This window comes from Actinoplanes sp. CA-131856 (genome assembly GCF_050956135.1).
Lineage (GTDB): Bacteria > Actinomycetota > Actinomycetes > Mycobacteriales > Micromonosporaceae > Actinoplanes.
On record NZ_CP191849.1, the window covers coordinates 7,774,589 to 7,789,213 of the forward strand.

General features: G+C 67.0%; 14 protein-coding genes. 7 read left to right on the plus strand and 7 right to left on the minus strand.

The genetic code is table 11. The features are described from left to right. Positions 1-1,461 carry an MFS transporter gene (locus ACQP2X_RS35575; protein WP_498689446.1) on the minus strand — a complete coding sequence of 487 codons (1,461 nt, stop codon included), beginning with the start codon at positions 1,459-1,461 and terminating at the stop codon, positions 1-3. Between the two features lie 123 nt (positions 1,462-1,584). Between ACQP2X_RS35575 and ACQP2X_RS35580 the strand changes: the two genes are divergently transcribed. The 5 genes from ACQP2X_RS35580 (at position 1,585) to ACQP2X_RS35600 (ending at position 7,238) form a co-directional block, all read left to right on the plus strand. After that, entirely contained in the window at positions 1,585-2,238 is a 654-nt protein-coding gene (locus ACQP2X_RS35580; RefSeq protein ID WP_498689448.1) for a TetR/AcrR family transcriptional regulator, read from the plus strand. 108 nt (positions 2,239-2,346) lie between these two features. Further along, entirely contained in the window at positions 2,347-2,847 is a 501-nt protein-coding gene (locus ACQP2X_RS35585; protein WP_498689450.1) for an AlbA family DNA-binding domain-containing protein, read from the plus strand. Continuing rightward, positions 2,844-3,206 carry a hypothetical protein gene (locus ACQP2X_RS35590; RefSeq protein WP_498689452.1) on the plus strand — a complete coding sequence of 121 codons (363 nt, stop codon included), beginning with the start codon at positions 2,844-2,846 and terminating at the stop codon, positions 3,204-3,206. Before ACQP2X_RS35585 ends, ACQP2X_RS35590 begins: the two co-directional genes overlap by 4 nt. A gap of 168 nt (positions 3,207-3,374) precedes the next feature. After that, positions 3,375-4,198, plus strand: a protein-coding gene (locus tag ACQP2X_RS35595; RefSeq protein WP_498700918.1) for an IS5 family transposase whose coding sequence is annotated in 2 segments (ribosomal slippage) — positions 3,375-3,704 and positions 3,707-4,198 — 822 coding nt in all. Because the reading frame shifts where the segments join, the coding sequence is not laid out codon by codon here. Between the two features lie 1,519 nt (positions 4,199-5,717). Beyond that, positions 5,718-7,238 (plus strand): hypothetical protein, encoded by a 1,521-nt coding sequence (locus tag ACQP2X_RS35600; protein ID WP_498689454.1) that lies wholly within the window; start codon positions 5,718-5,720, stop codon positions 7,236-7,238. 26 nt (positions 7,239-7,264) lie between these two features. Here the strand turns inward: ACQP2X_RS35600 and ACQP2X_RS35605 are convergent, their stop codons facing one another. From ACQP2X_RS35605 to ACQP2X_RS35625, 5 genes are all read right to left on the minus strand, one after another. Next, on the minus strand, positions 7,265-7,531 hold the full coding sequence (locus tag ACQP2X_RS35605) for an SDR family oxidoreductase (protein WP_498689455.1): 267 nt from the start codon (positions 7,529-7,531) through the stop codon (positions 7,265-7,267). Positions 7,532-7,643: 112 nt separating this feature from the next. Continuing rightward, positions 7,644-7,787 carry a hypothetical protein gene (locus ACQP2X_RS35610; protein ID WP_498689457.1) on the minus strand — a complete coding sequence of 48 codons (144 nt, stop codon included), beginning with the start codon at positions 7,785-7,787 and terminating at the stop codon, positions 7,644-7,646. Positions 7,788-7,797: 10 nt separating this feature from the next. After that, a complete protein-coding gene (locus ACQP2X_RS35615; protein WP_498689459.1) occupies positions 7,798-8,832 on the minus strand; it encodes a zinc-binding dehydrogenase in 1,035 nt (344 codons plus the stop codon). A 19-nt stretch (positions 8,833-8,851) separates the two neighbouring features. Next, positions 8,852-9,958 carry an MFS transporter gene (locus ACQP2X_RS35620; protein ID WP_498689460.1) on the minus strand — a complete coding sequence of 369 codons (1,107 nt, stop codon included), beginning with the start codon at positions 9,956-9,958 and terminating at the stop codon, positions 8,852-8,854. A gap of 3 nt (positions 9,959-9,961) precedes the next feature. Next, the gene (locus ACQP2X_RS35625) at positions 9,962-10,804 is read right to left on the minus strand and encodes an SDR family oxidoreductase (RefSeq protein ID WP_498689462.1); all 843 of its coding nucleotides are present in this window, start codon (positions 10,802-10,804) and stop codon (positions 9,962-9,964) included. Between the two features lie 114 nt (positions 10,805-10,918). On the opposite strand from ACQP2X_RS35625, the gene ACQP2X_RS35630 reads away from it, so the two are divergent. Further along, positions 10,919-11,686: a carboxymuconolactone decarboxylase family protein gene (locus tag ACQP2X_RS35630; protein WP_498689464.1), complete on the plus strand. Its 768-nt coding sequence runs from the start codon at positions 10,919-10,921 to the stop codon at positions 11,684-11,686. Positions 11,687-11,832: 146 nt separating this feature from the next. Continuing rightward, positions 11,833-11,976 (plus strand): hypothetical protein, encoded by a 144-nt coding sequence (locus ACQP2X_RS35635; protein ID WP_498689466.1) that lies wholly within the window; start codon positions 11,833-11,835, stop codon positions 11,974-11,976. A gap of 56 nt (positions 11,977-12,032) precedes the next feature. On the opposite strand, the gene ACQP2X_RS35640 is transcribed toward ACQP2X_RS35635, so the two are convergent. Continuing rightward, positions 12,033-14,453 (minus strand): amidase, encoded by a 2,421-nt coding sequence (locus ACQP2X_RS35640; RefSeq protein ID WP_498689467.1) that lies wholly within the window; start codon positions 14,451-14,453, stop codon positions 12,033-12,035. Between the last annotated feature and the right edge of the window lie 172 nt (positions 14,454-14,625).

Sequence of the window (14,625 nt, forward strand, 5' to 3'; positions counted from 1 at the left end):
TCATTCTCCTGTTTCTGTGATGTGGACCGGTGAAGTAGCCGTAGCCGCTCGCTTGGGCAGGAACGCCGCCAGCAGAAGCGCGATCAGCGCCGCGCCTGCGGCGACGGCCATGAGCACCTTGAAGGCGGTCTCCGACGGCAAGGTCTGGCCGCCGAGGGTGATGGTCAGCTGCGCCAAAATCACTCCGGACACGGCGCTGGCGAAGGAGGTGCCGACGGAGCGCAGCAGAGTGTTCAGCGCATTGGCGGCGGCCGTCTCGGAGACGGGCACGGCACCCATGATCAGCAGCGGCAACGCGCCGTACGCCATGCCGATGCCGGCGCCGATGATGCAGGTGACCAGGATGATGTGCCAGATCTGGCTCATCAGAACGATGTTTAGCAGGTAGCCCGCCGCGACGATGACGGCACCGATCATCAGGGTCACTTTCGGGCCCATGGTGCGCGACACCCGCGCCGGCAGACCGGCGACGGCCATGACGACCAGACCCTGAGGGGCGAGGACCAAGCCGACGGTGATCAGTGAGCGGCCGAGCCCGTACCCGGTGGCTTCGGGAAGTTGCAGCAGTTGCGGCGCGATCAGCGACATCGCGAACATGGCGAAGCCGAACACCAGGCCGGCGAGGTTGGCGAACAACACCTGCCGGCGTGCGGTCGTGCGCAGATCCACCAGGGGCGTTTTCGCTCGCAACTCGTAGAAGCCCCAGGCGAGCAGCACCACGACGGCTGTGGCGAACAGCCCGAGCGTGACGCCACTGCCCCAGCCCCAGCTCGCCCCCTTGGAGACAGCCAGCAGCAGGCTGACCAGAGCGGTCGACAGGCCGAGCGCGCCGATCAGGTCGAACCGTCCGCCGGTACGCCGTGACGACTCCGGGACCATTCCCAGCACCAGTCCCAAGGAAGCCGCGCCGAGGACTGCCGACGCCCAGAACAGCGCGTGCCAGTCGAAGTTCTCGGCGACGAACGCCGCCACCGGCAGACCGATCGCGCCACCGACACCGAGCGAGGCGCTCATCAGCGCGGTGGAGGCGCCGAGACGCTCGGCCGGCAATTCGTCACGCATGATGCTGATGCCCAGCGGGATCACGCCGGCGGCCAGGCCCTGCAGCGCCCGCCCGGCGATCATCGGGACCAGCGAGTCGCTGAGCGCGCAGACCACCGAGCCGGCCAGCAGCAGGACCAGGCTGATCAGCAGCAGACGGCGTTTGCCGTACATGTCGCCCAGGCGGCCCACCACCGGGGTGGCGACGGCCGCGGCCAGCAAGGTGGCAGTAACGGCCCAAGCGGTATCCGCGGCATCGGCGTGCAGCAGCTGCGGCAGCTTCGGCACGATCGGGATCACCATCGTCTGCATGAGCGAGACGACGATGCCGGCGAAGGCCAGGACCGCCACGATCACGGACGGGTTCTTCGCCAATCGGGGCTGGTCGGTGCCGGAAGGTGCGGCAAGGGTCTCGGTCATCGGTTCAACTCTCTTAAATCAGACGTCTGATTTAATTTATGGGCCGAAGCCCGCCGCCAGGCACGCATGTGATCAGTCCGACTAAGCTTCAAGTCGAAAGCAACGAAGGACAACGGTGAGCCGATGAGACGGGACGAGCAGGTCAGCGCCACACGCGAGGCGCTGCTGAACGCCGCAGAGCGCCTGTTCGCCGAACGCGGAGTCCACGCGGTCGGCTACCGGGAAATCAGCCAGGCCGCCGGCCAGCGCAACAACACGGCGGTCAACTACCACTTCGGCGGCAAGCCCGACCTGATCCGCGCCCTCGCCCGCCGCCACGCGGAGCAGATCGGCCGGCGACGCCAGCAGATGATGGCCGACGTCGCGGGATCGCTCGACATCAGAGACTGGGTTGCCTGCCTCGTCCGCCCCCTCACCGAACACCTGGCGGAGCTCGGCGACGCCACCTGGTACACCCGCTTCACCGCCCAAGTGCAGGCCGACCCCGCCCTGGCGCAGATCCTGACCGAGGAATCACAGGATGCCGCGCCCGCCCTACGGGAGATGAACGACAACCTGGCCCGCTGCCTACCGAACCTTCCCGCCAACATCTTGCTCGAACGCGCGGCGATGGCCCGGTTCCTGGTCACCCAGATGGTGGTGGAGCGCGAACGCTCCCTCGCCGAGCACTCCCCCACCTTTCAGAACAGCTGGGACGACACCGCGACCAGCCTCATCGACGCAATCACCGGCATGTGGCAGGCCCCGGTCAGCCCGGAGCTCCGCACCGCTACCTGAGCCTCACGCCACCTTCGGAAACGCCATCCAGCTGTGTGCGTGGACCTGCGACCCTTGGCGGGTTCCATCGCGTTGGGTGTGTCAGTGACATGTCGTTAAAGTGGCCGCGTGTCTCTGGACATCGATACCGCCAAGGCCTTTCTCCGGCCGAGCGAGCTTACGGCCCTCGTGCACGCGGTTCATGGCGCGGACGATCACGAGGAGCACCGCTGGATCGAGTGGAAGTCAACACTCGACCTGAGTGCAGCCGCCGGGCAGGCCCATCTCGCCAAGGCCATCATCGGGATGGCGAACCGGCAACCGGAGGCCGCGGCACGCCACGCCGAAGGACACGGTTATCTACTCGTCGGCGTTGAACCAGGCGCATACAACGGCATCACCCCACTCGATCCAGAAATTCTGATCGGCCAGATGCGCGCGGCGGTCGGAGACGCTCTGCGCTGGAGTCCGGAGTATGTGTCCGTCGACGGGAAGGTCATTCTGGTCGTCATCGTCGACCCGCCCCGGCCCGGCGACTCGATCTGGTTGCTGCGCAAGCAAATCGACGGGCATGGGGCCGGAACGATCTTCGCGCGGCATACCGGACGGGGCGTCTTTCCAAGTTGGTGACGAACAAGCTCAGCTACTTCTACGGCCTCTCCAGCAGCCATATCCACGGCGGATCGCAAGGATGGCACGAAAACTTCGTCTCCCGCGGTGACGACGTCATCCTTGCGTGCGGAGCCACGAACCGTGGCCTCATTCTGCCCGCCCACCTCGCCGTCGCGTTCCTCCTGGACATGCTCGAGATCGCCGTCCCCGCCGCCGTAGAAAAAGACGGCAAGACCGACGACAGCGGCAGCCTGCTTCTCGCCGGACTGCGGCACACCGCCAACCGCGCGATGAAGGCATTCGAAGACGGCGAGGAACGGGTCGCACGAGAGGAACAGGATTTCCAGGACCGCCGGTCGGGGCGGTCGGAGGCATAAGCCACAACGTCCCACGACACTGCGAAACGCAACATCGGCTACCGGTTGGCTTGCCACTGTCACGCGCGCGGACGTGGCGCCCACCTCATCTTGGAGCTGCGTCCTTAGACCGTGTGTCGTTTGGGGTTGTTGAATTACAAGGTCATTCGTTGACCTGGCGTGGATGACGTGGAGAAGTACTGCCCGGATGCGTTGTGGCATCTCGCCCAACCGTTGCTGCCTGCGCATCCGGAAAGGCATCAGGGTGGTGGCCGGCGGCGCACTGATGACCGGGCGATGCTCGCGGCGATCGTCTACGTGCTGGAGTCCGGCTGCTCGTGGCGCAAGCTGCCTGGGTCGTTCCCGGTGCACTGGCGTACCGCGCACCGCCGGTTCTCCGAGTGGGTCAGCCTTGGCGTGATGACCCGTCTGCATCAGGCGATGCTGGACATCCTGGGTGTCGCCGGGCAGATCGACTGGTCGCGGGCGAGTATCGACAGCATGCACGTCCGCGCGCTCAAAAGGGGAATCTGACCGGGCCCAGTCCGGTAGACCGGGGCAAGCCCGGCTCCAAGATCCACGCCATCAGCGAACGCGGTGGACTGCCTGTTCACGTGGACATCTCCGCCGCCAACCTCAACGACCACAAGATGCTGCAGGACATGGTCGACGGCCTCCGGCCGATCCGTCAGCCCGCCGGCCGCCCACGCAAACGGCCGGCGAAGCTGCACGGCGACAAGGGCTACGCCTACCCCGGATGCCGCGAATTGCTGCGTGAGCGCAACATCGTGCCGCGCATCGCCCGGCCGGGCATCGAGTCGTCGAAGCACCTGGGCCGGCACCGCTACGTCATCGAACGCTGCCTGGAATGGACCACCAGATTCCGGCGCCTGGCCCGCCGCTACGAGCGCAAGGCTTCCCACTACCTCGGATTCCTGCGCCTGGCCTGCGCTCTAATCTGCTTCCGACGCGCCACCCGGCTCAACCTGCTGGCCAGCAACAACCCCAACTGACACGCGGTCTTAACCTGGAGGACGAAGCATTGAGACCTGGTCACCCCGTCGCGTACGGCGGCGCGGCCTCGAACGAATCAGCGCCGACGTAGGTCGTGTCGGGCAGATAGCACGGTCTTCGTCCCACACCGGGCCGTTCCGGAGAGCGCGATGAACCCAGCCGTGGCGGACGCACCCTGAAAACGGTGGGTTTTCGGTGGATGGCCGTGTTCCAACAAAAATGGTGACCTGCGTTTCCGCAGGTCACCATCGATATTTTGTCGGGCTGACAGGATTTGAACCTGCGACCCCTTGACCCCCAGGCGCTGAATGGCCCAGCGGCGTGCTTGAGAGCGTTTTCCCAGCTCAGCGAAAAGCATACCATGCCGAGTTAAGGTGTCGCTACCAGCCACCTCACCCCGACACCATACAGGCAATCCTACCTGCGGTTTTGTAGATCGCTTTCTTGTAGAGGGCTTTTCTGAGGCGTTTAGCAGGCTCGGTGGCAATGCATAGCCAGCCACTTCACGCCGACGAGCGGCATGCTTCACGGACGGACAACCGGCCCCTTGACTCGGCCGTCGTTCATCGGGGAACGATCCATCCATGACGTCATCCCACAATAGTGATTCGGGCAGTTCCTGACGCACTTCGGCACGGACCCCTTGACTCCGCAGGCCGCGGGAAAAGTGCTGCTATTAAGGCTACACTCCCCCCGGGTCCATAGTCGGCGAGTTTTGGGATCCAAAATGCCTGCGACACCCCGCCAGTCGCATTAGCCGCTACCATCGCGGCGCGAACGACTACAGCAGCCCAGGATCGAGCCGCGCTCTCACGCCGTCGGAATCTGTGACACTGGATATCTGCTCTCGCATCTGTAAATCTGCGGCGGCGTCACGACCGACGTCACAGCTAAAACGCGACCCGACATCTGCGGGAGAGGCGCGTCGGTAGCCCTCTCCGAACCCTCATTCCAAGCCAAACTCACTGAGGCTTTACGAGTAACGGCCTGAGCTCTGGGCGAGGACCGAGATGTCGGGTGTGGACATGCCCGGACCTGTTCTGGTGCAACGAAAGAATGCAGAACCCGATAAGAAGTGTTCCTCTCACACATCACCAGTCGTCCTACGCCGCTATCAGTGTCACATGCAACGCCGCCTACCCGATCTACCTGTACGCGGTTGATGTCACGACCACCTGCATGCCCGTCATTTGGCCGGCTTGTCAGGCCCAATGCACCTGTGGCGAGGATTCGGCCTGTCCGCCGGATGCGCCGCCGTGGCGGATCGCATCGCAGGAGGCACCGCAGGCGTAAGCCAGACGGGTTTCCCATCGCGGAATCGCAGTAATCGCGTTGTCGATGACCAGCCGTAACACCGCGTTGTCCAGTCCGGGAAAGGCGGGACGGCATCGGCCCATGGGCGCCAGTCATCTCAGGGTGCCCCGCTGTTCGCGATCAGGGTCGAGTGTAGACCTGGGTAGGTGGCCTGTCGGCGGAGTACTTGCCGTTGGCGAGCCCGATGATGGCAAGCTGACACAGGTGGACTCCCCTTTGCTCGCCGCCTTGGCCGAACTGGATGGCCTGACCGACACGCAACAGCGCAGCCTGATCTCCGTGGTCGCGCAGATCGAGCCGTACCTGTTGCTGACGATCGCCGACCGCAAGGACTTGACCACAGACACCGTCGTGGCTCTGCTCTGTACGGCCCCGAGTCACCTGCTGCCGCAGGCGATGGAGCGCATCCAGCCCGATCAGGCAGTCCTGATCACAGTCGCTGAGATCTCCGGTGCATCACCGGCGCTGGTGATCTATTGCGGCCGGCAAGGCTGGACCGAGCAGGCCGCCGTCCTCGCCGAACGGCTCGGCCCCGAGGACGTCGAGACGGTCGTCAACCGATGGGCTCACCAACTCAAAATCGAGCCGCCGGACAGCGTGTACAGGTCGCTGCTCACCGCCACTTTCACGGAGACCGAACCGCGACCCGCCCTCAGCGGCATGTCCGACTGGGAGCGGAGCAAGGCGATCGAACGGCTACGTGCGCAGGAAGAGCTCCGCACTCGACGGGCGTGGCGCCTGCTCGAACGGATACCCCATCTCTGGGAAGAGGCCGTTCAGCACGGCCCGCACGTAGTGCAGATCCAGCGTGTCCTCCTGAAAAGCGCCCACGACCTTCCCGACGCCGTGCTCCGTGCCAGCCTGCCCCAGATCCTCGGCGAACAACTGCGCGAACATCACGACGCCTTCTTCGCCGACATCCGCCTGGCACAGCTACTCCCGTATCTCCGGCGCTGGCCTCGCCTCCGCCAACTGTTCGCCGAGAACCTGGTTCGAGTGCTTCGCGAGGCCGTCGAAGACGGATGGACCCCGCACGGTGAACGATATTCCGGCCCGAGCTGGCATTCGCTCGAGGCCGTCGCCGAGCTCACCACCGACGCCGGCCAACTTGCCGAGGCTGTGGCCGCACTGAAGGCCAAGAATCCTTGGGCGCAGCGATCCGATCCGGCTGAAGCCGAACGATGGGACGCGGAACGGGCGGACGCGGCCGCGGCGTTGGCCGCTAATCCCCGTACGCCGCCGGAGGCCTTCCTCGACGTTCTACCCATGCTGGACGAGGCCGCGCTACGGCGGATACAGCCACACCTTGCGAACACCGCGGCGGCAGCGGCAGTCGACAACCAACTGCAGAACCTGGCCCAAGCCGCCGAATCCCGCCAACCACACATCATCGAAGTTCCCAGCGACCGCGACCTCGCCCAGTTGGCCGAACCGATGCAGGAACTTCGCCGGCACCTACGCCACCTCCGCGGACGAGCCCAGCAGCGGGACGCCACTTGCGATGCTCTGCTGCGGTCAGCATTCACTGACGACGAGATACTCAAAGCTCTACCCGCCAAGCGGGTGCTCAACAGTCCAGAGCAGGCCGCCCGAGCCGCTCGGATGATCAGCGACACCTTCGGCGACGATCCCGAACGGTGGAAAGCGCTGACCGTGCTGGCCCGGCCCCCGGCCGGCACATTCGGCCAATGGCTGGAGCAGGGCGCCGGAACAACGGCCAGGTAAGAGAAAGGCCGAGCTGAACCTCTCCCTCACCACACGCCCGTGACACCTCGAGCAGCCACCGACAACCCGCGGTCAGATCTGGGAGCCGCCGCCGTCGACCGCGAGTTCGGCGCCCCCTCGGCCGGTGTGCCGAGCCGCAGCATCTGGTTGTCGGCGGCCATCTGCGACTTGGTGGCGTCGGCGAGCTCTCGCGGCATCGACTTCACCGGGACGCCGGAGTCGATCGGGCCCGGGCTGACCGCGTTCACCCGGATCCGGCGCGGCAGCAGCTCGCGGGCCAGGCTGCGGGTCATCGAGGCCCGCGCGCTACCCGGCCGCCGGGTCGACGTGCTCGTGCTCCGGGCGCCGCTGCCGATCCCGGACGACGGGCGGCGCGTGACGGTTCTCTACGACGAGCCGCGCATACTACTGGTGCCGGCCTCGCAGCAGCTGGACGGCGAGGAATCGGTCGCCGGGGACGACTTCGCCGGCGAGCCACAGGCTCAGCGGATAGGCGACCACGGTCCGGTAGAGGGCCTTGTCGGCGGCTCCGCGACGACCCGAAACCAACCATCGGACCTCATGGCTGGATCAGGACCTTGAGGGCTGCGCGGTCGGCCATGGCCCGGTATCCGGAGGGCACCTCGTCGAGGGCGACGGTGCGGTCGAAGACCTTGCCGGGCTCGATAGTGCCGTCGAGGATGTCGGGCAGCAGTGTCTCGATGTAGGCGCGGGCGGGTGCGACGCCGCCGGTCAGCGTGATGTTGCGCAGGAAGACCGGGAAGTCGGCCGGTACGGCCGGGTATTGCGGGGCGCCGACGCGGCTGACCGTGCCGCCGGCGCGGACCACACCGAAGGCGGTCTTGATGGCGTCTTCCAGGCCCACACACTCGAGGACGGTGTGGGTGCCGTCGCCGCCGGTCAGGTCCCGTACGGCCGCGATGCCTTCCTCGCCCCGGGCGGCGACCACGTCGGTGGCGCCGAACTCCCGGCCCAGGTCCGTGCGGTCCTTGTGCCGACCCATCAAGATGATCCGCTCGGCGCCGAGCCGCTTGGCCGACAGCACGGCGGACAGGCCGACCGCGCCGTCGCCGATCACGGTCACGGTCGTCCGCGGGTTGACTCCGGCCGTGACCGCGCAGTGGTATCCGGTCGGAAACACATCGGACAGCGAGAGCAGCGAGGGCAGCAGCGCCGAGTCCTCGCCGACCGGGAGCTTGACCAGGGTTCCTTGAGCCTGCGGGACGCGTACGGCCTCGCCTTGACCGCCGTCGATGCCGTTGCGGCCCCAGTTGCCGCCGTGCCGACAGGAAGTCTGGAGCCCTTCGCAGCAGAAGTCGCAGGTGCCGTCCGACCAGACGAAGGGCGCTACGACCAGGTCGCCGGGCTTGAGCCCGGACACCGAGGAGCCCACTTCCTCGATCACGCCGAGGAACTCGTGGCCGATCCGGTCCGGCTGTTCGCTGGCCGGGCGGGAGGCGTACGGCCACAGGTCGCTGCCGCAGATACAGGAACGCAGCACCCGTACGAGGGCGTCGGTGGGCTCGCGCAGGGCGGCGTCGGGCACGTTCTCCACCCGGACGTCTCCGGCGCCGTAGATGACGGTTGCTCGCATGATGATGTTCTCCGTTCGTTCAGTGACTGAGTTGGGGTTGGCGTAGCGGGGTGAAGCGCAGGCCAACCACTGCGGCGGTCGTGATGACCGCGCAGGCGGCAAAGACCGCGCCGTAACCGAGCGACGTGGCGGCGCCGAGGCCGAGCAGCGGTCCGGCGGCGATGGAGCCGAGGCGGCGGGTGTTGGTGTAGAGGCCGGCGGCCAGGCCGGGGCGCGGGATGATCTCTTGGAACAGGGTCAGGCCAACGCCGGCCACAGTGGCGAAGAACCAGGCGTTGAGCACTTGCAAGCCCACCAACAGCACGGGACCGTGAACGAACGTCATGGCGGTGTAGTAGACGATCCCGGCGACACAGCCGGACAGCAGCAGCCATCGCCCAGTGAGCTTGCTGATCAGCAGCAGCGCCGGGATCTCCAGGCCGGCCGCCACACCCAGGGCGATGCCGGCCCACGCTATGTCGAGGCCGAGCCGCTCGGTCACGTACAGGCTCATGACCGAGACCGTCGCGCTGTTGGTCGCCTGCAAGGCGATGAACACGACGACCACCACCGCGACCCGCCCGCGTGGCATCCCCCGCTCCGGTTCCGCCGACGGGGCGAGGGGTGCGCGCCGCATGACCGCCGTGGTGGCGATGTTCAGGATCGCGGTCACGGCGATGGCCGCCAGGATCGAGCGGGGCCCGAACCCGCCGATCAGGAAGGTGGCCAGCGGCGGCCCGGCGACCCAGGCGAACGACACCAGCGCCCGCGTGCGCACCACGTCCCCGGGCGCGGCGCCGGTGTGCTTGAGCTGTGCGAACAGCAGCGAACTACCCACACCGGCCGGCCCGCCCAGCACCACCAGGGCCAGCACGGCCAGCGGCAGTGACGTGGTCACGGCCAACACACCGGCCAGGGCGAGGGTCAAAAACCCACAGGCCACCATCGGCCGTACGTAGTCACGGGCGCGATCGGCGTACGCCGGAACCAGCAGCGACGCGACGAACCCGCCGGCGTTGTAGATCGCCAGGGCCCAGCCGGCCTCGCCGGCGCTCGCGTCGAAGACGGTGACCAGCAGCAGCGCCAGCGCCGGGTTGAGGAAGGCGAACTGCAGCCCCCAGAACAGAGCCGACGCCGAGACCAGCACCGCTTATTCGCCCGTGGGGAAATCGGTGGAGGCCGCCAGCTCACGCTGGGCCTCGAACCTGGCGACCCGGTCTTGCAACACCTTGATCGTGCTGTCGAGTGCCTGCGAGCCCAGGATCATCCGCAACGGTGCAGGTGAGATGTCGACGCTGTCGATGATCGCGGCGCCCATCCGGGCCGGGTCGCCCGGGGCGAGGCCGTTGGCCGGGTCGAGCATCTTCTGGAACGCGTGCGCCGGGTTGCCCTCGTACTCCGGCATCAAGGTGGCGACCTGGGCGCTGCCGTAACGGAACTCGGTGCGCGCGCCGCCCGGCTCCACGATCGTGACGCCGATGCCGAACCCGGCCACCTCCTGCGCCACGGCCTCACAGAACCCCTCGATGCCCCACTTGGTCGCGTGGTACAGCGAGTTGCCCGGGAAGGCGACCTGGCCCCCGTACGAGGAAAGCTGAATGACCCGGCCCCCACCCTGCCGACGCAGATGAGGCAGGGCGGCCCGGATGAGCTGGATGGAGCCGGTGAGGTTGGTCGCGATGATGTGCGCAACCTGCTCGTCGGACAGCTCCTCGGCCGCCCCGAACAATCCGTAGCCGGCGTTGCTGACGACCACGTCGATCCGGCCGAGTTCGGCGAACACCCGGTCGACCAGCTGCCGGACAGCGGCCGCGTCGGAGACGTCGAGGTTCTCCGCCCGGAAGGTGTCCGGGTACTCCTTGCTCAGGTCGGCGACCCTGTCCAGACCGCGAACCGTCCCGACGACCGTGTCTCCGGCGGCGAGCAGCTGTTGCGTCAGCTCACGACCGAAACCGCTGCTCACTCCCGTGATCAGCCATGTCCGTGAAGCCATCAGAAAGTCCTCTCGTGAAGGGTGCCGACTCCGACGGTAGGCAGGTACGCGGCGCTTGAGGGAGGTTCCATCAGAACCTCCCAGGCCTGCTCAGGGCAGCTATACCGTTCGGGCATGGCTATCAGTGACGCTGCCCGCAGGAACCACGACGAGCTGTTTCCCGGCCACGTGTCGACGCTCGCGGTCACCGACCCCGAACTGATCGAATACTTCGACAACTTCGCCTTCGACGAGGTTCTCCAGCACGGCGACCTCGAGCCCCGCCTTCGGCTGATGACCCAGCTGGCCGCGCTGATCGCCGGGCAGGCGCTACGCGAGTACAAGGTCATGCTCGGCGCCGCTCTTACCGCCGGCGTCACCCCGGTCGAGGCCAAGGAAATCGTCTACCAGGCCGTCCCGTACGCCGGCATGGGCAAGGTCTTCGACTTCCTGCACGCCACCAACGAGGTCCTCACCGAACGCGGCGTGGAACTGCCCCTGCCCGGCCAGTCGACCACCACCCCGCAAACGCGGGCTTCGCTCGGCCTCGCGGTCCAGAAACAGATCGTCGGCGCCGAGGCGGTCGACACCATGTACGCCAACGCACCCGCCGACGAGCAGCACATCCAGCGGCTACTGTCGGCCAACTGCTTCGGCGACCACTACACCCGTACAGGCCTCGACCTGCCCACCCGCGAACTGCTCACCCTGTCCATGCTGATCTCCCTCGGCGGCGCCGACCCGCAAGTCAAAGGCCACGTCCGCGCAAACCTCAACGTCGGCAACGACCGCACCACCATCCTCGCCGTCATCACCCAGCTGCTGCCCTTCGTCGGCTACCCCCGCACGCTCAACGCCCTGCGCGCGCTCGACGAGATCACCGGACCGGCCGACGACCGGTAACAGGGGCCCTCCCACCCGGCGCGAACACAGCAACCTCCCTCGAAGGTGACACTGCCGCAACTCCTTTCGTCAGTGAGGCTTTCCGAGTAACGGCCGTTTGACGTCAGGGCTTCGCTCACCCCTACGACCAAAACCGAGCGGAACTCATGCGGAACTCGCCGACTTTCACAGAAGCCCGCACCGAGCAGGACGGGAACTTCGCGTTCAGCGTCAAGAACGGGTACTCCCACAACGGGGTAGCCGCGATGGAGTACACCTACAACGGGTTGCGCTGGTTCTGGAACCGGTGAGAGGTGGATCCGGGCAGCGCTTGGCGCGCCGGACCCACCACACGTCGATGATCAGCTCATCGGCGGAAGCCGTAGCGCAGTGCCGGGGTGATCCTCGGCAGCGCGCGGCCGCCGGCGATCTTCTCGAACGCGTACGCGTAGCCGAGCAGCTCCGGGTCCTGGAACTGTTTGCCCTGCAGTTGGAAGCCGACCGGCTGGCCGTGCGCGTTGAGGCCGGCGGGGAAGATCGCTGTCGGCACGCCCGCGCCGGAGGACTGCGGGTCGCGGCGGCCGAAGCTGTTTCCGCTGGAGTCGTTGAGGTGGATGTCGCTCAGCTCCGTCGGATAGAGCACCACGTCCACGCCCTCGTCGTCCATCCACGTGCCGAGCATCGCCCGGTACGAGGCCCGCCACGCCTGCATCGCCGCGAGCTGTTCAGGGGTCATCGCGCCGGTGCCGGTGTAGGTGGTCCGCACGTTGTACGGCAGCTTCTTGGCGCTGGTGATGACCTCTTCGGCCGTCTTGTAGGGGTTGTCCGGGTGGGCCGCGATCCACTGCCGCCAGCCCTCATAGCCGGTGTCACCGGTGTAGGTGCGGGCCGGCGCCGCCGGGGTGGCAGAGATCTCCTTGATGGTCGCACCGGCCTTACGGAACGCGGCGAACTTGGCCCGCAGCGCGCTGCTGACCTCGGTGGTGCCGAACGGATCGGTAAACGCGTCGGCAGGCACGCCGATGACCACGCCTTTGAGTGCCTTGCCGTTCAGGTACTTCGTCCAGTCCTTCGGCCGGTGCCCGTCGGCGACGTCGTCGAGCGAGTCCGACGGGTTGCCGACGGCCACGGTGTTGAGCAGGAGTGCCTGGTCCTCGACGGACTGGGCGATGACGCCGACGTAGTCCTGCACGACGGTCAGCGGCATGGTGCCGTCGCCGCTCTGCATGCCGTCGGTGCCGCGCAGCGAGACGAGGTTCGCCGCGCCTGACGGACCCCACAGGGAGTCGCCGGTCTGGCTTCCCAGCGCGGCGGCAGCGAAGCCAGAGGCCACGGCGACCGCTGAGCCGCCGCTGGAGCCGATGGAGCTACGCGATGGGTCGAAGGCGTTCCACACCTGGCCGTAGGCGCTTTCGCTGAAGTAGCCGCTGTTGGCGAATTCCGAGAGGTTGGCCTTGCCGAGGATGATCGCGCCGGCCTCGCGCAGCTTGGCGACCTGCCAGGCGTCTTTGAAGGGCCGGTAGCCGTCGAACACCAGCGAGCCGCCGGTGGTGGGCATGTCCTTGGTGTCGATGATGTCCTTGACCAGGATCGGAATGCCCAGCAGCGGCCGCTTGTCCCCGCGCTTGCGCGCCTGGTCGGCGGCCTTGGCCTGGGCGAGGGCGTCCGGCGCCAGGTACAGCACCGAGTGCAGGCCGAGCGGTCCCTGGTCGTAGGCGGCGATCCGGTCCAGGTACGCCTGCACGATCTGCTGGGCGTTCGTACGCCCGGAAGACATGTCGGCGCGCATCTGCACGACCGTCTTTCCGACCACGTTGTACGGTGACGACGTCTTCACGACCGGCTGGGTGACCGGACTGATGACGGCGCCGGGCACCTTGCCGCCGTACCGTGCGCAGGACTTGCCGCTGGACGGGAAGTTGGCCAGCGAGCAGACCTCGGCGGCCGACAACCCGGTGAAGTCGGGCTTGGTCGTCAATGCGGCCGCGGCGGCCTGCACGGCGGCAACCTGCGACCCTGCCGTGGGCGGTGCGCTCGCACCGGGCGCGTTGCGGGTCTCCGACAGGCCGGTCACCACGAAGTGCGCCAGCGACAAGCTGCGTCCTGGATACAGGGTGAGCTGATTGACGAAGCCAGGGTGGTTGGCCTCGTCGCCCGTGGCGGGCAGCGGGTTACGGAACGGGTCACGGAGGAAGTTGCCGACACGCGCAAGCGTTCCGGGCGCTCCCAGGACAGTGGCGGACGGTCCGTTCGTACTGGCTGAGCCTGCTCCGGCGGACGGGGTGAAGAAGGAGACCCAGCCGTCCCTGCCGGTGATGCGGGTGTCGCCTGAGGACGTGGACGCGACGGTGCTCTGATTGGTGCCGGTGTTGTAGCCCAGTTGCCCGCCGAACGCCACGTCGATGCGCAGGGGCCGACGGGTGGTGTTGGTGAACGTGTCGAAGAACCGGCCGAAGCTGTCGGCCGCGTCGACGGTCAGTTCCCGGGTCACCGCGACGCCGTCGACGACCACCGAGTGCTTGCCGGCGTAGGAGCCGGGGCTGCGCTGCGTAAGTCCGAAGCCGCGCAGTAGGGCGCCGTTGAGCATGCTGGTGCCGCCGGGCACCTTGACCCGGATGCCGCCGTATCCCAACAGGGCGTTGGCGGAGGTGCTGCGCACGCTGCCGGTGTCCAGGCCCGGGATGGCGGCGTCGTTGACGTTCCACTGGTCGCCGAGGGCGACCGGAACGGAGCTGTAGGCCGACGCTGGGACAGCGGAGAGCCCGACCACGAACAGTGAAGCCGCCACGGCGGCAGGGACAAGTCTTCTGTGTATCAAAGACGTTCCTCGATGCGAGATGCCCGGACAGTTCCGGGACGCCGAATGCTTGACAGCGAGCCACATCGATCGCGAGGAAACCGTACGATTCGCGAGTTTCGTACGAGTTTCCGAGGTAAGGCGGTTTTGTCATGGAGCTACA